Here is a 19,989-nt window from a genome sequence, read left to right on the forward strand (position 1 = left end):
TTCTCGCAGACTGTATGCTGGATGCTCTCGCGACACTGCGCGACACCGCGCACACGTGGCACTTCGGGAGGACCCGGATGGACACCGCCTCGACGGCCCGCGAGGCCCGCAGCGTGCGTCAGCCCCTGGAGCGCCCGGTCCCACTGCGCCAGGCGGCCTACGACGTGATCGCTGAGATGATCATCGCCGGCGAGCTGCAGCCCGGCGAGCACCTGGTGGAGAAGGACCTCGCCGCCCAGCTCGGCGTGTCCCGCCAGCCGGTCCGTGAGGCGCTGCAACGCCTGCACACCGAGGGCTGGGTCGACCTGCGGCCCGCCCTCGGCGCGTTCGTGCACGTCCCCACCGACGACGAGGCCGATCAGCTGCTCGCCACCCGCACACTGCTGGAGGCCGAGTCCGCCCGGCTGGCCGCGAAGAACGCCACGCCCGAGCAGATCGCCCACCTGTGGGAGCTGCAGCGTGCCGGCGAGAAGGCGCTGGCCGAGGACGACCAGGAGGGCCTGGTCAAGGCCAATGCCACGCTGCACGCCCACGTCGCCACCATGTCCGGCAACCGGGTCCTGGCCGGCCTGATCGCCCAGGTCGACCGCCGCGTCCGGTGGTACTACCGGCCGATCGCGCGCTCCCGTGGCGCCGAGGCGTGGGACGAGCACCGCGCACTGATCGAGGTCATCGCAAGTCGTAACGGCAAGAAGGCCTCGGACATGATGCGCCGTCACACCGAACGCACCCGCGAGTCCTATCACGATCGGGCGTGACGGTGGTGGCACGCGGCCGGTGACGAGGTTGACGCCCCCGGCCGCGTGCTCAGGTGATCTCGGTCGGCCACCGGCCGCTCACCGGCGGGACGGCGCCGCCCCGGGCCGGTGCCCGCGCGTCCGGCGGCCGTGAGCGGAACGACCGGTACGAGAACGGTCCGCCGTGCGATTCGCGGGACCGTCTCCCAGGCAGTCGAATCCGCTACTTGTACATCGTCTGATTCATCGTGCCCGGTGCGTAGGCGTCCGGGTCGACCCAGACGTTGATCAGGGAGGGCAGGCCGGACTCGCGGGCCCGGCGCAGTGCCGGTGCGATGTCCTCCGGGTTGCGCACCTCCTCGCCGTGACCGCCGAGCATCCGGGCGAACTCGTCGTAGCGGACGTCGCCGAGCGTGTTGCCGACCCGGCCGCGGGCCTCGCCGTACTTGCGCATCTGGCCGTAGCGGATCTGGTTCATCGAGGAGTTGTTGCCGACCACGCCGACGAACGGCAGGTTGAAGCGGACCAGCGTCTCGAAGTCCCAGCCGGTGAGGCTGAACGCGCCGTCACCGAAGAGCGCCACCACCTCCTTGTCCGGCCGCGCGTACTTCGCCGCCATCACGAACGGGATGCCGACGCCGAGCGTGCCGAGTGGTCCCGGGTCCATCCAGTGGCCGGGCGACTTCGGCTGCACCACGCCGCCGGAGAACGTGACGATGTCGCCACCGTCGCCGATGTAGATCGAGTCCTCGGTGAGGAACTCGTTGATCTCGTGCGCCAGCCGCAGCGGGTGGATCGGCGAGGCGGTGGACAGCTGGCGGGGGAGCCGCTTCTCGTAGGCCGCGGTCTCCTGCGCGCGCAGCTCGTCGAACCAGGCCTTGCGGTTCACGAAGCTGCCGGCGGCGGTGACCGCGGCCAGGATCGACCCGGGGTCACCGACCAGGCCGAGGTCGACGTCCCGATTCTTGCCGACGGTGCGGTAGTCCATGTCGATCTGGACCACGGTGGCCGACGCGGGCAGGCGCCGTCCGTACCCCATCCGGAAGTCGAAGGGTGTGCCCACGATCAGGATCAGGTCGGCGTTGGAGAAGGCGTAGCGGCGGGACAGGCTGAAGTGGTGCGGGTCGCCGGGCGGGAGCGTGCCGCGGGCCGACCCGTTCATGAAGACCGGCACGTCGAGCGAGCGCGCGAAGTCGATCGCCGCCTGGGATCCGCGCCCGGTCCAGACCTGCGAGCCGAGCAGCACGCACGGCTTCGACGAGCGTGACAGCAGCCCGGCCAGCTTCTCGATCGACGCCGGGTCGCCGATGCTCTTCGTCGTGGTCCGGTAGGACGCGGGGATCACCGCGGAGGACAGCGGCACCTCGTTGTCCAGCACGTCGCGCGGGATCTCCAGGAACGACGGGCCGGGGGCGCCCGCGTAGCACTCCCGGAACGCCATCGACACCATGTCGGCCACGCGCGCGGTGTGCGGCACGGTCGCGGCGAACTTCGTGATCGGCGCCATCATGTCCACGTGTGGCAGGTCCTGCAGCGAGCCCATCCGGTGCTGGGAGAGCGCGCCCTGGCCGCCGATGAGCAGCATCGGGCTCTCCGCGCGGAACGCGTTGGCGACGCCGGTGACCGCGTCCGTGGTGCCGGGACCGGCGGTGACGACCGCGCAGCCGGGCCGGCCGGTGATCCGCGCGTAGCCGTCGGCCGCGTGCGCCGCGACCTGCTCGTGCCGCACGTCGACGACGGAGATGCCCTCGTCGACACAGCCGTCGTAGATGTCGATGATGTGCCCGCCGCAGAGCGTGAAGATGACGTCGACGCCCTCGGCCTTGAGAGCCTTGGCGACCAGGTGCCCGCCAGAGATGTTCTCCCCGTCCCGGCTGGGTTCCCTGAGGATCGCCTCGGTGGCGGCGGAGTCGGAGGTCGGCACTGCCTGAACCATGGTTCTCAACCCCTTATCGAACGAAACATTGCATACCGTATGCCGTACACAGCATCGTCACCCATCGACACGTGTCTGTCCAGACCTTCTAGTGGCAACGACCACTCGATCGACTACTGCATACAAAAGCCTGTATTCTTGGATACGGCCACGGTGGATCAAACGCCGTGGCGGGTATACGACCTCATCTGGAGGTGATGGCCTCATGCGCGATACACCGATCCGGCGCTTCCTGGCCGGACTGAAACAGCCGAGCGGGTTCAACGCCGACGGGCGGCCACTCGGCACCGGCCTGGCCGCCGCGCTGCGCACGCAGCGCGACGACCGGCCGGCCGTCGTCGAGATGTCCGAACACGCCGACGACCAGGAGATGCTCAACCGTTAGCGTCCGCGTCGACCAGGTCGGCGGGCTCTACCGGGACCCGCCGGCCGTCTCGCGCCGACTTGATCAGGCTGGCCGCGGTGGTGATCGCCAGCGTGCCGACGATGACGCCGAGCGACACCAGGATGGGGATCTCCGGCGCCCATTCGACGCCGTCGTGGTGCAGCGCCTCCAGCACCAGCTTGCCACCGATGAACGCGAGGATGATGGCCAGGCCCTTGCTGAGATAGACCAGCCGGTCGAGCAGCGCGCCGATCAGGAAGTAGAGCTGCCGCAACCCCATCAGCGCGAACGTGTTCGCCGCGAATACCAGGTACGGCTCCTGGGTCAGCCCGAAGATCGCCGGGATCGAGTCCAGCGCGAACAGCAGGTCCGTGGTGCCGATCGCGATGATCACGATCAGCATCGGCGTCACCATCCGCCGCCCGTCCACCCGGGTCAGCACCGCGCCGCCCACATAGGAGCGGGTGGTCGGCAGAATCCGCCGGGCGAACCGCAGCGCCACATTCTCCGAGAACTCGTCCTCCTCCTGCGGTCCCACCAGCTTGATCGCGGTGTAGACCAGGAACGCACCGAAGATGTAGAACAGCCAGTCGAAGCGCTGCACCGCGGAGGCACCGACCGCGATGAACGCGCCGCGCAGCAGCAGTGCCAGCACGATCCCGACCAACAGCACCTGCTGCCGGTACCGGTGCGGCACCGCGAACCGGCTCATGATGATCAGGAACACGAACAGGTTGTCCACGCTCAGTGAGTATTCGGTGAGCCATCCGGCGAAGAACTCGCCGGATGAGCCGCCACCGGCCGTCGCCGCCACGCCTGCGCCGAACGCTATCGCGGCCAGCACGTAGAACGTCACCCACGCCACGCACTCGCGGAACGACGGCTCGCGCGGGTTGCGGTGCACCAGCACGAAGTCGAGCGCGATCATCAGCGCGAAACCGGTCACGGTCACGGTCCAGACCCACGCGGGTACGTTCATGACCGCGGCCTCCGGAGTCGCTCCCGCAGCCAGAGGAAGCCGATCGCGTAGCCCGCGCTCACCAGGCCCTGGAACGCGAGGAACGCGAGCACGTCATCCGGCGCGGCCAGCCGCCCGGACAGCGCCAGCGTGTAGGCCACCTCGTGCACCAGCCGGGCCAGTGGAAACGCGACCAGCCAGAACAGCGCGACGGTGGCGAAGACGGCCGGCCGTACCACCCGTCGCGCGGCCAGCAGCTCGAACCCGGCCCCGGCCAGGCCGAGCGGCACCGCGAGCCCCAGCCCACCGGCCAGCGCGTGCCCGGCCGACGAGTCGATCAGTCCGACCAGCAGGCCCGCGACCAGCCCGGACCCGGCACCGATCAGCGCGCCGGTGATCAGCGGCGACCGGCTTCCCTGCATCGTGACCGTGACCATCAGCCCACGACCACGCCGAAGCGGACCAGGCTGTAGATCAGCATGCCGAGGTAGAAGACCGCCCCGAAGCCGATCACCAGGTTCTGGAGTATGGACGGCCTGATCGGCTTGGGCAGCATCAGGTTGTTGACCAGCAGCAGCACCACGCAGTAGGCGCCCATCGCGAACGTGGACAGGAACGCGAGCAGGTCCAGGATCGCGCCCGGCCCGTCCGCCGGCCCGAACAGCAGGATCAGGATGCCGAACGTGATGACGCCCCAGAGGAACCCGGCATAGAGGTGCGACATCCGGAACCGCTTCGCGCCCGGCACGAAGTGGTACGTCATGTCCGCCTGCCCGCGGGAGAACGAGTCGAACAGCCCGAGCGTGGCGTTCAGCCCGATCAGCGCGATGAAGCCGAGGAAGATCCCGTGCAGCACCGGCGCGCCGGCCGAGGCGAAGCTGTCCGCCATCGCGTTCAGCGACGCCTCCCGCTCACCGCTCTCGATCAGCGCGCCCACGTTCGGGTTCTCCCGCGCCGCGGCCTGGGCCAGCACGGTGAACGAGACGGTGACCAGCATGGTGATGCCCCAGAACAGCAGCACCGCGTCGAACGTGACCCACCGCCGCCAGCCCTTCCACTTCTTCAGCTCGGCCGGATCGTCGGTGTCGAACATGAAGCCGCGGGACGGCATCCTCTCCTCACCGCCGGCGCCGCGCAGACCGCGGACCTTCGGCAGGTGTGCGCCCATGCCGGCGCCGGAGTCACGAAGGTGCAGCGTGTACCACATCTGTTGCATGCCGGACGGCCCGGCGAACGCGATCGACCCGACCAGGATCGGGAACCAGGTCTCCGACATGGCGGTGTCCGGCAGGTAGCCGAACGCGAACATGCCGGCCAGCGTGGAGCCCAGGTCGGACAGGTTGCCGACCATCGACGCGACCACCGCGGTGCCGGCCACCAGCAGGCCGATGAGCAGGCCGAGCAGGTTCTCCAGCACGTTGTAGATGACCTTCGCGAGGCTGAACAGGATGCCTACGCAGATCAGTGCCACACAGGCGGTCACGGTCCAGGGGATGCCGGTTATCGACTCGAACGCGGCCGCACCGGCGGAGAGGTGACCGGGCCAGATGTAGACCAGGATCGCCACGGTGAAGAAGAACCACATCAGTGGCTTGAACACGCGGGCCGCGCCGAAGAAGATGCTCTCCCCGGTCGCCATCGCGTACCGGGCCATCTCCAGCATGACGAAGGCCTGCAGCGTCACGCCGATCAGGAACAGCCAGCGGATCTCCGGCCCGAAGACCAGGACCAGGCGTGGCCACATGTACGACTCGCCCATGCCGACGCCGAGCGCGACCAGGAACACGGTCGGCCCGAGCAGGTGGATGGACGGCGGCGGGTCGGGAAGTTCGCGGATCGGCATCGGTTCCAGGCGTCCGGCCTGCCAGACGCGCTCCGGTTGGGTGTCCGTGACGGTGGTGGGGGTCTGTTGTCGTGAGTCCACGCTGGGCCTCCTGAAGCGGTGATCCGCGTTGAGTCACGGCCCGGGAGAGGGACGTCGGCCGGGCCGGCGGTGCGCGGGCCGGCCGACGCGCGGGGCCAGCCCACCGGGTGGTTCTCAGAGGTGGCCGGCCCCGCGTGCCCAGCGGTACTTCGCGCCCAGCACCGCGACCGGCTTCTCGGTCGTGTACGGGTAGGCCACGATCCCGTTGCGGTAGAGGTGCTCGCTGGCCTCCTCCACCTCGACGTCACCGGACAGCGACGCCACGATCGGCTTGTGCACGCCCTTGGCCCGGAACTCCTCGACGACCTCGACCACCAGCCGCGCGAAGACCATCGGCGGCGTGACGATCGTGTGCCAGTAGCCCAGGATCAGCGCGTGCACGCGCGGGTCGGACAGTCCCAGCGCGATGGTGTTCCGGTATGTCCGCGGCGGCTCGCCCCCGGTGATGTCCACCGGGTTGCCGGCCGCCCCGAACGGCGGGATGAACGCCCGGAACGCCGCGTCGAGATCCTCCGGGATGGTCATCAGCGACAGCCCGTTCTCCACGCACGCGTCGGAGAGCAGCACGCCGGACCCGCCCGCGCCCGTGATGATCACGACGTTCTCGCCCTGCGGCGTGGGCAGCAGCGGGATGCCGCGCGCGTATTCCAGCATGTCGTTGAGCCCCGGCGCCCGGATCACGCCGGACTCGCGCAGGATGTCGTCGTAGACGCGGTCGTTGCCGGCCAGCGCGCCGGTGTGCGAGGACGCCGCGCGGGCACCCTGCTCGGTCCGGCCCGCCTTGAGCACCACGACCGGCTTCTCCCGCGAGACCCGCTTCGCGGCGGCGGCGAACGCGCGGCCGTCCTTCAGGTCCTCCAGGTGCATGGCGATCAGGTTCGTGTCGTCGTCGTGCTCGAAGAAGACCAGCAGGTCGTCCTCGTCGATGTCCGCCTTGTTGCCGACGCCGACGATCGCGGAGACGCCCATCCCGCTGGACCGGCTGAACCCGAGGATCGCCATGCCGATGCCGCCGGACTGCGAGGAGAGCGCTACCCCGCCGCGTACGTCGTAGGGCGTGCAGAACGTGGCGGAGAGCCGCAGCGGCGTGTAGTAGTAGCCGTAGATGTTCGGCCCGAGGATGCGCACGCCGTGCCGGCGCGCGATCGCGACCACCTCGTCCTGCAGTTCGATGTTGCCCGTCTCGCCGAAGCCGGACGGGATCAGGATCGCGCCGGCCACACCCTTCGCGCCGGCCTCCGCCAGTGCGCGCGGGACCAGGGCGGCGGGAATCGCGAAGACGGCTACGTCCACGTCACCCGGCACGTCCGCGATCGAGCGGAACGCCTTGCGCTCCAGGATCTCGCTCGCCTTCGGGTTGATCGGGTAGATCTCGCCCTGATAGCCGCCGTTGACCAGGTTGCGCATCACGGAGTTGCCGATCTTCCCGGCCTCGGCGGACGCGCCGATCACCGCGATCGACGCGGGCCGCATGATCCGGTTCATCGACGCGAGGATGTCCTGGTCCGGGATCCGTTCCGGCGTCGTCATGTGCGCGGAGACCAGCATGCGCACGTCCAGCGCGGTGGCCCGCTCGGTGTCGGCCAGGACCGGGTTGAGGTCGACCTCGGCCAGCTCCGGGAAGTCGGTGACCAGGTCGCCGACGCGCACGAGCAGGTCGGTCAGCAGGTCCAGGTTCGCGCCCGCGGCACCCCGCACGCCGCGCAGGATCTCCGCCGCCGCGATGCCGTCCACCATGGACCGGGCGGTGTCCGGGTCGACGGGTGCCAGGCGGAACGTGACGTCCTTGAGCACCTCGACCAGCACGCCACCCAGCCCGAACGCCACGATCTTGCCGAACGTCGGGTCGGTCACCGCGCCGACGATCACCTCGTGGCCGCCGGACAGCTGCTGCTGCACCTGCACCCCGAGGATCCGCGCCTGCGGGTCGTGGTCCAGCGCCGCGCTCACGATCCGCGCGAAACCGGCCGTGGCCTCCTCTGCCGACCGCACGCCGACCAGCACGCCGCCGGCCTCGGTCTTGTGCAGGATGTCCGGTGACACGATCTTCAGCACCACCGGGAAGCCGATCTCCGTCGCGCGGGCCGCGACCTCCTCCGCGTTCGTCGCCAGCGCCTCGCCGGGCGTGGCGATGCCGTAGGCGGACGCGATCTCCCGGCCCTCCGGCGCGGTCAGCGCCTCCCGGCCCTCGGCCAGCGCGGCGTCGAGGATCCGGCGCACGGTTGCGGTGTCATAGCTCATCGGGACTCCCTCAGATCGCGCGCGCCGCGCGCAGCTCGTCGACCGTGGATGTGTCGTAACCGATCTCGCCCAGAACCTCGGCCGTGTGCTCGCCGAGCAGCGGCGACCGGGTGATCTCCACCGGCGAGTCGGAGAGCTTGATCGGACAGCCGACCGTCTTGTACGGCCCGCGCTCCGGATGCTCGACCTGCACCACCGTGCCCAGCTCCGCGAGGGTGGCGTCCTCGATCAGTTCGCGGGTGGACAGGATCGGCCCGCACGGCACGTTCCGCGCGTTGAGCAGCTCCATCACCTCCCACTTGGTGTGCCGCTCGGTCCACTCCTCGATCAGCGCGAACGCCTTGTCCAGCTTGTCGAGCCGGGCCTCGGGCGTGGCCCACCGCGGGTCCGCGGCCAGCTCCGGGTGGCCGATGAGCTCCGCGATCGGTGCCCAGCCGACCGGCTGGATGATCACGTAGATGTAGTCGTTCGGCCCGCCGGGGGAGCAGCGCACGGCCCAGCCGGGCTGGCCGCCGCCGGACGCGTTGCCGGAGCGTGGGACCTCGGCGCCGGACGGCTGGTGCGGATATTCGCCGAGCGGGCCGTGCGCGAGGCGCTGCTGGTCTCGCAGCTTCACCCGGCACAGGTTCAGCACCGCGTCCTGCATGGCCACCTGCACGCGCTGCCCACGGCCGGTGCGGGCCCGCTGCAGCAGTGCCGCGAGGATGCCGGCGACCAGGTGGATGCCGGTGCCGGAGTCGCCGATCTGCGCGCCGGTCGCGGTGGGCGGCCCGTCCGTGAAGCCGGTGGTGGCCATCGAGCCGGCCATCGCCTGCGCGATCACCTCGTAGGCCTTGAAGTTCGCGTAGCGCCCCGGCCCGAAGCCCTTGATCGACGCGTACACCAGGCCGGGGTTGATCTCCTGCAGCCGCTCCCAGGAGAAGCCGAAGCGGTCGACCACACCGGGACCGAAGTTTTCCACCAGGACGTCGGCCTTCTCCACCAGGCGGGTGAAGACCTCCTTTCCCTGACCGCTCTTCATGTTGAGGGTGATGCTGCGCTTGTTGCCGTTCAGCATCGTGAAGTAGAGGCTGTCCACGCCGGGCACGTCGCGCAGCTGGCTGCGCGTGATGTCGCCGGTGCCGGGCGCCTCCAGCTTCACCACGTCAGCGCCGAGCCAGGCCAGGATCTGGGTGGACGAGGGTCCGGACTGCACATGTGTCATGTCGAGGACCCGGATGCCCTCGAGCGCCTTCTCCATGAGGGACCTCCTGTGGCGACCGCCGCCGGGCGGAACCGAAGATTGCATACCGTATGGGGTAGGCAATATCGTGCTCCTCATCACACGATGTGTCCAGAGGATCGCCGCACGTTTCGTAGACGTAGATCGATTGATCGGAGGTCGGCGGATGGACCTGTTCGAGCACCAGGCACACGCGCTCTTCGCCCGGCACGGCATCCCCACCGGCCGCCGGCACCTGGCCAGGACGCCCGCGGAGGCGGCCGCGGCGGCCTCCGCGATCGGCGGCCCGGTCGTCGTGAAGGCGCAGGTCAAGACGGGTGGCCGGGGCAAGGCCGGCGGGGTGCGACTCGCACCGGGGCCGGACGAGGCCGCGACCGTGGCCGCGGGCATCCTCGGCATGGACATCCACGGCCACACCGTCCACTCCGTCCTGGTCACCGAGGCGAGCGAGATCGCGGCGGAGTTCTACGTCGCGCTGCTGCTCGACCGTGCGGCCGGCGGCTTCCTGGCGCTGCTCTCCCGCGCCGGCGGCATGGACGTCGAGTCGGCCCCGCCGGAGTTGCTGACCCGGGCGCCGATCGACGTGGAGACCGGCCTCACCGACGAACACGCGCACCGCCTCGTCGCCGACTCCGGTCTGCCGTCGCAGGTCGCGCCCGTGCTGACCGCGCTGTGGCGGCTACTGCACGCGGAGGACGCCACGCTCGCCGAGATCAACCCGCTCGCCCGCCTGAGCGACGGCACGATCCGCGCGCTGGACGGCAAGGTCACGCTGGACGGCAACGCGGCGTTCCGGCAGCCGCAGCGCGCCAGCCTGGCCGGCCTCGCCGCCACCGACCCACGCGAGGCCGCGGCGGCCCGCAAACACCTCAACTACGTCAAACTGGACGGCACTGTCGGCGTGATCGGCAACGGCGCCGGCCTGGTGATGAGCACGCTCGACGTGGTCGCCCGCGCCGGTGCCGCACCGGCGAACTTCCTCGACATCGGCGGCGGCGCGTCCGCCCGGGTGATGGCCGACAGCCTGGAGATCGTGCTCAGCGACCCGGACGTCACCGCCGTGCTGGTCAACGTCTTCGGCGGGATCACCGCCTGCGACGCGGTCGCGGACGGCATCCTCCAGGCCTACTGGCAGCTCACCGACGGCGGGCGACCGCTGCGCGCGCCGCTGATCGTGCGGCTGGACGGCAACAACGCGGAACGCGGGCGCCGGATGCTCGCGGCCGCGGCCCTCCCCGGCGTGCTCGCCGCGGAGACGATGGACGGCGCGGCGACGCTCGCCGCCGCCACGGCCCGGCAGGAGGCGGCCTGACATGGCGATCTTTCTCACCGAGCAGAGCAGGATCATGGTCCAGGGCATCACGGGTACGGAGGGCACCCGCCACACCCGTCGCATGGTCGCCGCCGGCACCACTGTGGTCGCCGGCGTCGTTCCCGGCCGCGACGGCGAGCGCCGCGACGGCATCCCGGTCTTCGGCGACGTCCCCGCCGCGGTCGCCGCGACCGGCGCGGACACCTCCGTCGTGCTGGTCCCGCCGCGCTTCGCCAAGGCCGCGGTGCTGGCCGCGGTGGACGCCCGGGTGCGGCTGATCGTGGTGATCACAGAGGGCATCCCGGTGCACGACACCGTCGAGTTCACCGCGCGGGCCCGCGCGGCCGGCGTGCGCGTGGTCGGGCCGAACTGTCCCGGTCTGATCTCCCCCGGGCGGTCGAACGCCGGCATCATCCCGGCCGACATCGCCGAGCGCGGCCGGATCGGCCTGGTCAGCAAGAGCGGCACGCTCACCTACCAGCTGATGCACGAGCTGCGCGACCTCGGCTTCACCACCTGCGTCGGCATCGGCGGCGACCCGGTCGTGGGCACCACGCACATCGACTGCCTGGCCGCGTTCCAGGACGACCCGGAGACCGAGGCGATCGTCCTGATCGGAGAGATCGGCGGCGACGCGGAGGAACGGGCCGCGGACTACATCGCGGCGCACGTGACCAAGCCGGTCGTCGGATACGTCGCCGGCTTCACCGCGCCGCCGGGCCGCACCATGGGCCACGCCGGCGCGATCGTCTCCGGCTCGTCCGGCACGGCCGCGGCCAAGAAGGCGGCGCTGGAGGCCGCGGGCGTCACGGTCGGCACCACGCCCACGGAGACGGCCCGGCTGATGCGCGACCTGCTGGCGCGTTGCTGACATCTCTTCTACCTGGGAGGATCCGATGGCCACCCGCGAGATCCGAGACCTCTACGGCCGGCACTACCGGGTCGGCGAGACCGACCGGCAACTTCTCGGCCGTCCCCGTGCCGTCCTGCTCGCCACCGCCTGCGCCGCCATGGCCGCGGTCGGTCTTCTGCAGTACGGCTTCGCGGCCGCGCTGCCCGTGCTCGACCCCACCTTCCCGCACACCGAACCGCTGGCCGCGCTCGCGGTCTGGGTCGCCTGCCAGGCCGTGAGCGCACCACTCGCGGCCGTGCTCTACCGCCGCCTCCGCGGGTCGCCGGCGGTGCCGCTGCTCGCCGCGGCCGTGCTCTCCGGCACCGCGCTGCTCACGATCGCGTACGCGCACACGTTGCCCGCGCTGGTCCTCGGCTACGGCGTGCTCGGCGGCCTCGGCGCCGGCCTGACCTATCTGACCTGCATCGCCGTGGTCACCGAGTGGTACCCGGAGCGCACCGCGGCCCGCGCCGGGCTGGTCAGCGGCGCGTTCGCACTCGGCTCCGCGCCCGTGGCCGTGCTGGCCGGAACCGGCTTCTTCACCGTGGCCGCGATCGTGGTCGCGGCCGTGCTCGCCGGCTCCGCCATCGTGCTGCGCAAGCCGCCCCGCCACTGGTGGCCGCCCGCGATCGACCCGCAGCGCTGGGCCGTCGACCGCGCGCTCAACCCGAGCATCCCGCACAACATCCCGGCCGTGCGCCGGTGGTCAGCGGCGACCGCGGCCCGCAGCGCCGCGCTGCCCGCCATCTGCGTGGTCGTGGTGCTCACCTCCACGCTCGCGCTGTTCGACCTGGCCTATCTCGGCGGCTACGGCCAGGCCCCGGCGATCGCCGCGCTCGCGGCCGCGGCCGGCCTGGGACGCGCCTCGACCGGGACGCTCTCCGACCGGCTCGGCCGGCGGCGGACGCTCGGCGTCGCGCTCGCGCTCGGCGGCGTCGCCCAGTTCGGGCTGCTCACGGCGGTGCACGCACGCTCGACCGCCGGAGCGGTGCTGTTCGGTGCGCTGGCCGGTGCCGGCGTCGGCACCGGATATTCACTGCTGGTCGCGCTCGTCCGTGACTTCTTCGGCGGCGACGCGCTGATCCCGATCTACGGCATCGCCTACGCGGGCAAGGCGATCGGCGGCGTGGCCGGTGTGGTGCTGGCCGCGGTACTGCTCGGTGCCGCACCGAGCGCGACCCTGATCACGGCCGTCGCCGGGCTGGCCGGCCTGTGCACGGCGGCCCTGACATTGACGCTGCACCAGCCCGGCCGCCCGAGGACGCTGCCCACAGCGTCCTGACGGGCGGCCGGTCGGTGGAAGGCCAGGTCAGCTTGTTTGACAGGTGACGGTGGGCCAGGTCCAGTTGCCGTTGGCCATGATGGTGACGCCGAAGTTGTTGCCGTTGCCGTTGGGCCGGGCGGTGACCGCGCCGGTCGTGCCGGTGACCGCGGCGTTCCAGCTGTTCTGGATGCTCTGGCCGCCGTTGAGGTTGAGCGTGACGGTCCAGTTGCTGCTGGCGTTGCTGACGGCGACGTTGAGGTTGTACCGGTCGCCGTACTGGTCACCGGCCGACAGCGTCGCGGTGCAGTTGCCGCCGCCGGGGTTACCGGGGCCGGGTGTGGTCGGGTTCGGGTTGCCGCCGCCGCTGCCCTCGCGGACCGTGATGTCGGAGCTGCCCTGGCTCTGGTAGCCCTCGGTCGCCATGATCTGGTAGCTGTGGTTGGTGCCGAGGGTCAGGCCGGCGCGGGCCCAGGCGTCGAAGTGGTTCGCGGTGGTGATGGTGCCGCTGCTGCGCTTCTGCTGGCGGACGCTCCAGAACTGGTAGAACGTGCAGCGGTCGCCGTCGATGCAGGGCTGGTTCACCCGCTGGCTGCGCAGGATGTCGTAGGTGCCGCCGTCGGTGGTGACGGTGCCGTACCGCGTGGCGCCGGTGCTCGGGTTGTAGCTGCCGAAGTTCTCCACCACGTAGTACTCGATGAGCGGGTTGCGCGTCCATCCGTACAGCGCGAGGTAGGTGTTGTTGTTCCCGGGGTTGTAGGTGCCGGAGTAGGTGACGGTCCGGCGGCTGCCGGTGGCCCAGCCCTTGCCGCCGACCCAGTTGTTGGTGCTGCGGTCCCAGCTGCTGGAGTACCTCCCGTCGGCGCGCAGCGTCATGCTCGCGTTGCCGCTGTCCTTCCAGAACGAGAAGAAGTAGCCGTTGTGGGTGCCGGTGGTGTTCGAGCTGACGGTCCGGTCGGCCTCGGCGTGCGCGGTGCCGGTCAGGACGGTGCCGGTGATCGCGATCGCGACGGCGCAGGCGGCGCCGAGAAGCATCCGGATGCGGCCGCGGCGGGTTTTGTCGCTCATGCTCCTGCGTCCTCCTTATCGACAGACGTTTATGTCTATCGACGGTCATCGTAGGATCGCCCTCATCGCCTTGGCAACAATTCCCGGAAATAATCCGGAAACACGTCGCACGATTCCTCTGGCCGATGACACGCACGCTGCCGGTGATCACAAGTCACCGACGCTGGAAGCCCGAAACTTCCGGAAACTTTCGAAAACCAAACCATCGAGGTGGGTACGCTGTTGCGCCGCACGGAACGGGCAGCGCTAACGTTGATCGGTTGTGTCATGACGTGTGAGCCGCGGAAGAGGTCGATGAGTTGAGTGCCCCGGTGACGGCTGCGTCGCGTGATGTCGTGCGAGAGGCGGGCCGGCGCAGGACGTTCGCCGTCATCTCCCACCCCGACGCCGGAAAGTCGACGCTGACCGAGGCGCTGGCGCTGCACGCGCGCGTGATCGGCCAGGCCGGCGCCGTGCACGGCAAGGGCGAGCGGCGCGGCACCGTGTCCGACTGGATGGCGATGGAGCGCGACCGCGGCATCTCGATCACCTCGGCCGCCCTGCAGTTCGCCTACGGCGACGTCGTCGTGAACCTGCTCGACACCCCCGGTCACGCCGACTTCTCCGAGGACACCTACCGGGTGCTGACCGCGGTCGACTGCGCGGTCATGCTGCTCGACGCCGCCAAGGGCCTGGAGCCGCAGACGCTCAAGCTGTTCGAGGTCTGCCGGCAGCGCCAGATCCCGGTCATCACGTTCATCAACAAGTGGGACCGGCCCGGCCAGGACGCGCTCGCGCTGCTCGACGAGATCGAACGCCGCATCCAGCTCACCCCGGCGCCGCTGAACTGGCCGGTCGGCGTGGCCGGGCACTTCCACGGGCTCGTCGACCGCGACACCGGCGGCATGATCCGGTTCGAGCGCGCGCCCGGCGGCGCCGGCATCGCCGTCGAGGAACACCTCGACACCGAAGAGGCCGCCCGGCGGTACGGTGCCGACTGGACCACCGCGGTCGAGGAGCTGGAGCTGCTCACCCTATCCGGCGCCGAGCACGACGAGGAGGCGTTCCACGCCGCCCGCAGCACACCGGTGCTGTTCGGCGCCGCCGTCTCCAACATCGGCGTCCGGCAGCTGCTGGACGTGCTGGTCGAGATGGCACCGGCGCCGGCCGCGCGGCCCACCGTCGACGGCGGCAGCCGGGCGCTGGAGTCCGACTTCTCCGGCTTCGTCTTCAAGATCCAGGCGAACATGGACCCGTCCCACCGCGACCAGGTCGCGTTCGTGCGGGTCTGCTCCGGCAAGTTCACCCGCGGCATGATCGTCTCGCACGGCACCACGGGCCGGCCGTTCACCACGAAGTACGCGCAGCAGATCTTCGGCCGCGACCGGGACACGCTCGACGAGGCGTACCCGGGCGACGTGATCGGCCTGGTCAACGCGACCGCGCTCGGCATCGGCGACACGCTGCACACCGGCCCGAAGGTGCGCTTCCCCGCGCTGCCCGCGTTCCCGCCGGAGCACTTCGCGGTCGTGCGCGCGGTCGACTCCTCCACGTTCAAGCGCTTCCGCCGCGGCATCGAACAGCTCGACGCCGAGGGCGTGGTCCAGGTGCTGCGCTCCGAGCTGCGCGGCGAGCAGGCCCCGGTGCTGGCCGCGGTCGGCGTGATGCAGTTCGAGGTGGCCGTGCACCGCCTCGCCGCCGAGTTCGGCGTCCGCACCACGCTCGACCGCCTGCCGTTCGAGTTCGCCGTCCGCACCACCCCGGCCGGCCGCGACGAGTTGCAGTCCGAGTCCGGCGTCGAGGTCCTCCGCCGCACCCAGGACGACGCCCTCCTCGCCCTCTTCCCCAACCCGTACCGCCTCCGCGCCGTCGCCGCCCGCCACCCCGGCGTCCCCCTGGAGCCGCTCACCGGCGACAACTGACCGGCCACAGACCCCGGCCGTGACCGGGAGCCGATGACCGCGGCGGCGTGGCACGACCTGCCCACCGCGTCCGTGACGGCTCGCCGCCCGGCTGGGCGTCGGGCCGGCCGGCTGGGCGTCGGGCCGGCCGGCTGGGCGTCGGGCCGCCGGTGATCGCTGAGCGGCCGATGTGACGGATGCCGGATCAGCGGTGCCGCGGCGCGGACAGGCTGGTCACACGGGCGAACCTGGGACGCCCGCCGTCCGTCTGTCGGGCATGGACACGATCTCTGACTTCAGCGGTACGACGCAGACCGCGTTACTGCGCGACTATCTCTCGCTCGCGGCCGGATCGTCGGCCATCCAGCGGGTGCGGGCGGCCGGCCTGGCGATGTGGGAGGTCGACGGCGGGCGGCTGCTCGACGTCGGCTCCGGCAACGGCGAGGTGGCCCGGGAGCTGTCCGCGCTGCTCCCGGAGGCCGAGGTGACGGCGGTGGACCACTCGGCGGACGCGGTCGCCACGGCCTCCGGGCTGCACGACGGCAGCCGGGTGAGCTACGAGGTCGGCGACGCGTACGCGCTGCCGTACCCGGACGGGCACTTCGACGGGGTGCGCAGCGAGCGGGTGCTGCAGCACCTGGCCGAGCCGGACCGGGCCGTGGCCGAGATGGCCCGGGTGCTGCGGCCGGGCGGACGGCTGCTGCTGATCGACACGGAGTGGCAGTCGTTCCGGGTCGACGGGTCCCCGGAGAACTTCAACGAGGAGTGCCTGGCGCTGCTGATGGAGTGGCAGGCCAGGGCTCGCTCGGTCGACAGCCCGCCGTCCGGCCGCACGCTGCGGCGGCGGCTGGTCACGGCCGGCCTGACCGACGTCCGTACCGAGCCGGTGACGCTGGTCTTCACGGACCTGGCGGAGGCCGCGCCGATCATGCCGATCGGCGCGGAGATGTTCGCGTACGTCGGCATGGAGGACCGGGCCGCCGGCTGGCTGGCCGACCTGGAGCGCGCGGTCGCGGACGGCACGTTTTTGGTCACGCTCACCATCTGGGTCGCGGCCGGCACCCGCTGACCACACCCATGATCGAGGCGTCCCCGAAGTCCTTCCAACGGCTTCGGGGACGCCTCGATCATGTGGTCCGCTGCCGGTCGAGCAGCAGCGCCTCCACGCCGAGCAGGAACGTCTCGCAGACCGCGGCCGGGTCGGTCAGGCAGCCGGAGGCCATCGCGCCGTCGCGGAGCAGCACGAACCGGCGGGCCGCGGGCGCGGGCAGCAGTTCGGCGATGGTGTCGGCGAACCACTGCCGGTGTGCCATGACGGCCCGGTGCACCGGGTGTGCCGGGTCGGGATATTCGGTGACGGCGTTGAGGAACGCGCACCCGCGGAAGCCGGGCGAGCGGATGTCGTCGGCGATGCCGTGCGCTATCGCCCGGGCCGCCTCGACCGGTGGCAGGCCGGCGGCGGCGACCTTGTCCACGTGCCCGCGGATGGCCTGGTCGACCTCGGTCAGGTAGGCGACGACGAGATCCTCCTTGCCGGGGAAGTGCCGGTACAGCGTGGCGCGGGTGATCTGCGCCTCGGCGACGATCCGGTCGATGCCGACGGAGTGGATGCCCTCGGTGTAGAAGATCCGGGTCGCGGTCGCCAGCAGGCGGGTGCGCGCCTCGGATGCCCTCGGTTCCCTCATGACGGCCATCGTAGCGGATAGAACGTTCGGTCTTGCATTTTGCCGGTCGCGGTGTCAGAGTTTGCGAGACCGAACGTTCTACCTCTTTCGTTGGGGATGGTTCCCATGGCGCCTGCAGCCTCACTGCGACGGCTCTACCTCTTCCGATTCGGCTTCGCGCTGGTGTGGGCGGTGCTGCTGTTCCTCACCGGCAGCGAGCTCAGCCCGATCAGCATCGCGCTGCTGGTGATCTACCCGCTCTTCGACGTCGCCGCCGCGATCGTCGACCTCCGCACCAACGGCTCCACGCCGACGCTCTGGGCCAACGTCGCGGTCAGCACGCTCACCGCCGCCGGCCTCGCCGTCGCGGTCACCTCCGGCATCCCGGCCGTACTCGCGGTCTGGGGTGTCTGGGCCATCGCCGCCGGTGGCATCCAGCTCATCGTCGGCCTCGGCCGGCGCGCACTCGGCGGCCAGTGGCCGATGATCATCAGTGGCGGCCAGTCCGTCCTCGTCGGCGGCGCGTTCCTGCTCCAGACCGGCGCGGCCGAACCGATGCTGACCTCGCTCGCCGGTTACGCACTCCTCGGCGGCGTGTACTTCCTCATCTCCGCGCTCCGGCTGCGACAGTCCTGACATGAACGCACAGACGTATGACGTGATCGTGATCGGCGCCGGCCCGGCCGGCGAGAACGTGGCCGACCGGGCGGTCAAGGGCGGCCTGACCGCCGCGATCGTCGAACGCGAACTGGTCGGCGGCGAATGCTCCTACTGGGCGTGCATGCCCACCAAGGCACTGCTGCGCAGCGCCGCCGCCCGTCGCGCCGCGCTGAGCGTGCCCGGGGTGCCGGTCGGCGACCTCGACCCGGCCGCGGTGCTGCGCCGCCGCGACGAGTTCGCCGCGCACTGGAAGGACGACAGCCAGGTCGGCTGGCTCGACAGCGCCGGGATCGCACTGCACCGGGGCGCCGGCCGCATCGTCGCCGACCGGGTCGTCGAGGTCGGCGACGTCCGCCTCACCGCCCGGCACGCCGTCGTCGTCGCGACCGGGACCAGCGCGTTCGTCCCGGACATCCCCGGACTGCGCGACATCGCGCCGTGGACCAGCCGGGAAGCGGCCGCCGCGTCCTCGGTCCCCGGCCGGCTCGCGATCATCGGCGGCGGCGTGGTCGCCACCGAGATGGCCACCGCGTTCGCCGCACTGGGCAGCGCCGTGACACTGCTGGCCCGCTCCGGGGTGCTCGGCTCGTTCGAGCCGTTCGCCGGGGAACGGGTGACCGAGGCACTGCGCGAGGCGGGCGTGACCGTGCACCTCGGCGCCGCCGTCACCGGCGCGCGCCGGGACCCCGGCGGCGAGGTGCGGCTCACGCTCGCCGACGGCACCGAGGTCGCCGCCGACGAGGTGCTGGTCGCCACCGGCCGCACACCGAACACCGAGGGCGCCGGACTGCCCGCCGGACAGTGGCTCACCGTCGACGACACCATGCGCGTCAACGACTGGCTCTATGCCGTCGGCGACGTCAACGGCCGGGCGCTGCTCACCCACCAGGGCAAGTACCAGGCACGGCTGGCCGGGGACGTGATCGTGGCCCGCGCGCTCGGCAAGCCGGTCGAGGACGCGCGCTGGGGACGGCACGCCGACTCCGGCGTCGTACCCCAGGTCGTCTTCACCGACCCGGAGGTCGCCTCCGTCGGCCTGACCGCGGCCGCGGCCACCGAAGCCGGGCTGCGGACCAGGGTCGTCGACTACGACCTCGGCGCGGTCGCGGGCGCGTCCCTGCACGCCGACGGATACCGCGGGCACGCCCGCATGGTCGTCGACGAGGACCGGTCCGTGATCGTCGGCTTCACGCTCGCCGGCCCGGACGTCGCGGAACTGCTGCACGCCGCCACGATCGCGATCGCCGGCGAGGTCCCGCTGCACCGGCTGTGGCACGCCGTCCCCGCCTACCCGACCGTCAGCGAGGTCTGGCTGCGGCTGCTCGAGAACTACCCGCTCTGAACAGGGAGAACACCATGTCCAAGACCCTCTACACCGCGATCGCCACCTCGGTCGGCGACGGCCGCTCCGGCGGCCAGGCCCGCACGAACGACGGCCTGCTCGACATCGTCACCGCCACCCCGAAGGAGATGGGCGGCCCCGGCGGCGCGACCAACCCGGAGCAGCTGTTCGCGGCCGGCTGGGCCACCTGCTTCCACTCCTCCATGAAGCACGTGGCCGGCCTGCGGAAGGCGACCATCACCGACTCCGCCGTGATCGCCGAGGTCGAGCTGCAGACGACCGCCGAGGGCGGCCTCGGGCTGAGCGCCACCCTGCACGTCGAGCTGTCCGGTGTGGATCAGGCCACCGCGGACGCGCTGGTCGAGGCCGCCCACGCGATCTGCCCCTACTCCAACGCCACCCGCGGCAACATCCCGGTCACCCTGGAGGCGACCGTCGCCTGAGCAGCACGCCGGCCGGCGCCTGACCGCGCACAGACCGCCTGAGCAGCACGCCGGCCGGGGCCCT

General features: G+C 71.3%; 18 protein-coding genes. 10 read left to right on the forward strand and 8 right to left on the reverse strand.

Features of this window, described 5'->3' with window-relative positions; genetic code table 11:
• Positions 1-14: 14 nt before the first annotated feature.
• The gene (locus J2S43_RS08695) at positions 15-758 is read left to right on the forward strand and encodes a GntR family transcriptional regulator (protein WP_306828262.1); all 744 of its coding nucleotides are present in this window, start codon (positions 15-17) and stop codon (positions 756-758) included.
• 202 nt (positions 759-960) lie between these two features.
• On the opposite strand, the gene J2S43_RS08700 is transcribed toward J2S43_RS08695, so the two are convergent.
• The gene (locus J2S43_RS08700) at positions 961-2,661 is read right to left on the reverse strand and encodes a thiamine pyrophosphate-binding protein (RefSeq protein WP_306828263.1); all 1,701 of its coding nucleotides are present in this window, start codon (positions 2,659-2,661) and stop codon (positions 961-963) included.
• A gap of 217 nt (positions 2,662-2,878) precedes the next feature.
• Here J2S43_RS08700 and J2S43_RS08705 point away from each other — a divergent pair, with 217 nt between their 5' ends.
• A complete protein-coding gene (locus J2S43_RS08705) occupies positions 2,879-3,058 on the forward strand; it encodes a hypothetical protein (protein ID WP_306828264.1) in 180 nt (59 codons plus the stop codon).
• Here the strand turns inward: J2S43_RS08705 and J2S43_RS08710 are convergent.
• The 5 genes from J2S43_RS08710 to frc all read right to left on the reverse strand — a co-directional run bounded on the left by J2S43_RS08710 (position 3,048) and on the right by frc (position 9,421).
• Positions 3,048-4,037 (reverse strand): TerC family protein, encoded by a 990-nt coding sequence (locus J2S43_RS08710; protein ID WP_306828265.1) that lies wholly within the window; start codon positions 4,035-4,037, stop codon positions 3,048-3,050. The genes J2S43_RS08705 and J2S43_RS08710 overlap by 11 nt on opposite strands.
• The gene (locus tag J2S43_RS08715; protein ID WP_306828266.1) at positions 4,034-4,453 is read right to left on the reverse strand and encodes a hypothetical protein; all 420 of its coding nucleotides are present in this window, start codon (positions 4,451-4,453) and stop codon (positions 4,034-4,036) included. The genes J2S43_RS08710 and J2S43_RS08715 overlap by 4 nt, the downstream gene beginning before the upstream one ends.
• Positions 4,453-5,940, reverse strand: coding sequence for an Nramp family divalent metal transporter (locus J2S43_RS08720; protein WP_306828267.1), 1,488 nt, complete (start codon positions 5,938-5,940; stop codon positions 4,453-4,455). The genes J2S43_RS08715 and J2S43_RS08720 overlap by 1 nt, the downstream gene beginning before the upstream one ends.
• Before the next feature lie 114 nt (positions 5,941-6,054).
• Complete coding sequence (locus tag J2S43_RS08725) at positions 6,055-8,181, reverse strand: acetate--CoA ligase family protein (RefSeq protein ID WP_306828268.1); 2,127 nt, start codon at positions 8,179-8,181, stop codon at positions 6,055-6,057.
• Between the two features lie 10 nt (positions 8,182-8,191).
• The gene (frc, locus tag J2S43_RS08730; RefSeq protein ID WP_306828269.1) at positions 8,192-9,421 is read right to left on the reverse strand and encodes a formyl-CoA transferase; all 1,230 of its coding nucleotides are present in this window, start codon (positions 9,419-9,421) and stop codon (positions 8,192-8,194) included.
• A 148-nt stretch (positions 9,422-9,569) separates the two neighbouring features.
• On the opposite strand from frc, the gene sucC reads away from it, so the two are divergent.
• The 3 genes from sucC to J2S43_RS08745 are packed head-to-tail and all read left to right on the forward strand — an operon-like array spanning position 9,570 to position 12,889.
• A complete protein-coding gene (gene sucC, locus J2S43_RS08735; RefSeq protein ID WP_306828270.1) occupies positions 9,570-10,715 on the forward strand; it encodes an ADP-forming succinate--CoA ligase subunit beta in 1,146 nt (381 codons plus the stop codon).
• Between the two features lies 1 nt (position 10,716).
• Positions 10,717-11,586 carry a succinate--CoA ligase subunit alpha gene (gene sucD / locus J2S43_RS08740; RefSeq protein WP_306828271.1) on the forward strand — a complete coding sequence of 290 codons (870 nt, stop codon included), beginning with the start codon at positions 10,717-10,719 and terminating at the stop codon, positions 11,584-11,586.
• Positions 11,587-11,611: 25 nt separating this feature from the next.
• A complete protein-coding gene (locus tag J2S43_RS08745; protein WP_306828272.1) occupies positions 11,612-12,889 on the forward strand; it encodes an MFS transporter in 1,278 nt (425 codons plus the stop codon).
• Between the two features lie 27 nt (positions 12,890-12,916).
• On the opposite strand, the gene J2S43_RS08750 is transcribed toward J2S43_RS08745, so the two are convergent.
• The gene (locus tag J2S43_RS08750) at positions 12,917-13,936 is read right to left on the reverse strand and encodes a glycoside hydrolase family 11 protein (protein ID WP_306828273.1); all 1,020 of its coding nucleotides are present in this window, start codon (positions 13,934-13,936) and stop codon (positions 12,917-12,919) included.
• A 335-nt stretch (positions 13,937-14,271) separates the two neighbouring features.
• Between J2S43_RS08750 and J2S43_RS08755 the strand changes: the two genes are divergently transcribed.
• Both J2S43_RS08755 and J2S43_RS08760 read left to right on the forward strand, forming a co-directional pair.
• On the forward strand, positions 14,272-15,837 hold the full coding sequence (locus tag J2S43_RS08755; protein ID WP_306828274.1) for a peptide chain release factor 3: 1,566 nt from the start codon (positions 14,272-14,274) through the stop codon (positions 15,835-15,837).
• A gap of 256 nt (positions 15,838-16,093) precedes the next feature.
• Entirely contained in the window at positions 16,094-16,885 is a 792-nt protein-coding gene (locus J2S43_RS08760; RefSeq protein ID WP_306828275.1) for a methyltransferase domain-containing protein, read from the forward strand.
• A gap of 58 nt (positions 16,886-16,943) precedes the next feature.
• Here J2S43_RS08760 and J2S43_RS08765 read toward each other — a convergent pair whose 3' ends face one another.
• Positions 16,944-17,501, reverse strand: a complete 558-nt coding sequence (locus J2S43_RS08765) for a TetR/AcrR family transcriptional regulator (RefSeq protein ID WP_306828276.1) — start codon at positions 17,499-17,501, stop codon at positions 16,944-16,946.
• Between the two features lie 105 nt (positions 17,502-17,606).
• Between J2S43_RS08765 and J2S43_RS08770 the strand changes: the two genes are divergently transcribed.
• The 3 genes from J2S43_RS08770 to J2S43_RS08780 are packed head-to-tail and all read left to right on the forward strand — an operon-like array spanning position 17,607 to position 19,925.
• Positions 17,607-18,116, forward strand: a complete 510-nt coding sequence (locus tag J2S43_RS08770; protein WP_306828277.1) for a hypothetical protein — start codon at positions 17,607-17,609, stop codon at positions 18,114-18,116.
• A 1-nt stretch (position 18,117) separates the two neighbouring features.
• Positions 18,118-19,482, forward strand: a complete 1,365-nt coding sequence (locus J2S43_RS08775; RefSeq protein ID WP_306828278.1) for a dihydrolipoyl dehydrogenase family protein — start codon at positions 18,118-18,120, stop codon at positions 19,480-19,482.
• A 14-nt stretch (positions 19,483-19,496) separates the two neighbouring features.
• Positions 19,497-19,925: an organic hydroperoxide resistance protein gene (locus J2S43_RS08780; RefSeq protein ID WP_306828279.1), complete on the forward strand. Its 429-nt coding sequence runs from the start codon at positions 19,497-19,499 to the stop codon at positions 19,923-19,925.
• Positions 19,926-19,989 lie beyond the last annotated feature (64 nt).

The sequence above is a fragment of the Catenuloplanes nepalensis genome (genome assembly GCF_030811575.1).
Taxonomy (GTDB): domain Bacteria; phylum Actinomycetota; class Actinomycetes; order Mycobacteriales; family Micromonosporaceae; genus Catenuloplanes; species Catenuloplanes nepalensis.

What these genes read in the sequence shown, in the direction of transcription:
- J2S43_RS08760 (WP_306828275.1), top strand. Translation starts at nt 16,094, where the DNA reads ATGGACACGATCTCTGACTTCAGCGGTACGACGCAGACCGCGTTACTG.
- J2S43_RS08765 (WP_306828276.1), bottom strand. Translation starts at nt 17,501, where the DNA reads ATGAGGGAACCGAGGGCATCCGAGGCGCGCACCCGCCTGCTGGCGACC.
- J2S43_RS08725 (WP_306828268.1), bottom strand. Translation starts at nt 8,181, where the DNA reads ATGAGCTATGACACCGCAACCGTGCGCCGGATCCTCGACGCCGCGCTG.
- J2S43_RS08705 (WP_306828264.1), top strand. Translation starts at nt 2,879, where the DNA reads ATGCGCGATACACCGATCCGGCGCTTCCTGGCCGGACTGAAACAGCCG.
- sucD (WP_306828271.1), top strand. Translation starts at nt 10,717, where the DNA reads ATGGCGATCTTTCTCACCGAGCAGAGCAGGATCATGGTCCAGGGCATC.
- J2S43_RS08750 (WP_306828273.1), bottom strand. Translation starts at nt 13,936, where the DNA reads ATGAGCGACAAAACCCGCCGCGGCCGCATCCGGATGCTTCTCGGCGCC.
- sucC (WP_306828270.1), top strand. Translation starts at nt 9,570, where the DNA reads ATGGACCTGTTCGAGCACCAGGCACACGCGCTCTTCGCCCGGCACGGC.
- J2S43_RS08710 (WP_306828265.1), bottom strand. Translation starts at nt 4,037, where the DNA reads ATGAACGTACCCGCGTGGGTCTGGACCGTGACCGTGACCGGTTTCGCG.
- J2S43_RS08780 (WP_306828279.1), top strand. Translation starts at nt 19,497, where the DNA reads ATGTCCAAGACCCTCTACACCGCGATCGCCACCTCGGTCGGCGACGGC.
- J2S43_RS08775 (WP_306828278.1), top strand. Translation starts at nt 18,118, where the DNA reads ATGAACGCACAGACGTATGACGTGATCGTGATCGGCGCCGGCCCGGCC.
- J2S43_RS08695 (WP_306828262.1), top strand. Translation starts at nt 15, where the DNA reads ATGCTGGATGCTCTCGCGACACTGCGCGACACCGCGCACACGTGGCAC.
- J2S43_RS08715 (WP_306828266.1), bottom strand. Translation starts at nt 4,453, where the DNA reads ATGGTCACGGTCACGATGCAGGGAAGCCGGTCGCCGCTGATCACCGGC.
- frc (WP_306828269.1), bottom strand. Translation starts at nt 9,421, where the DNA reads ATGGAGAAGGCGCTCGAGGGCATCCGGGTCCTCGACATGACACATGTG.
- J2S43_RS08745 (WP_306828272.1), top strand. Translation starts at nt 11,612, where the DNA reads ATGGCCACCCGCGAGATCCGAGACCTCTACGGCCGGCACTACCGGGTC.
- J2S43_RS08770 (WP_306828277.1), top strand. Translation starts at nt 17,607, where the DNA reads ATGGCGCCTGCAGCCTCACTGCGACGGCTCTACCTCTTCCGATTCGGC.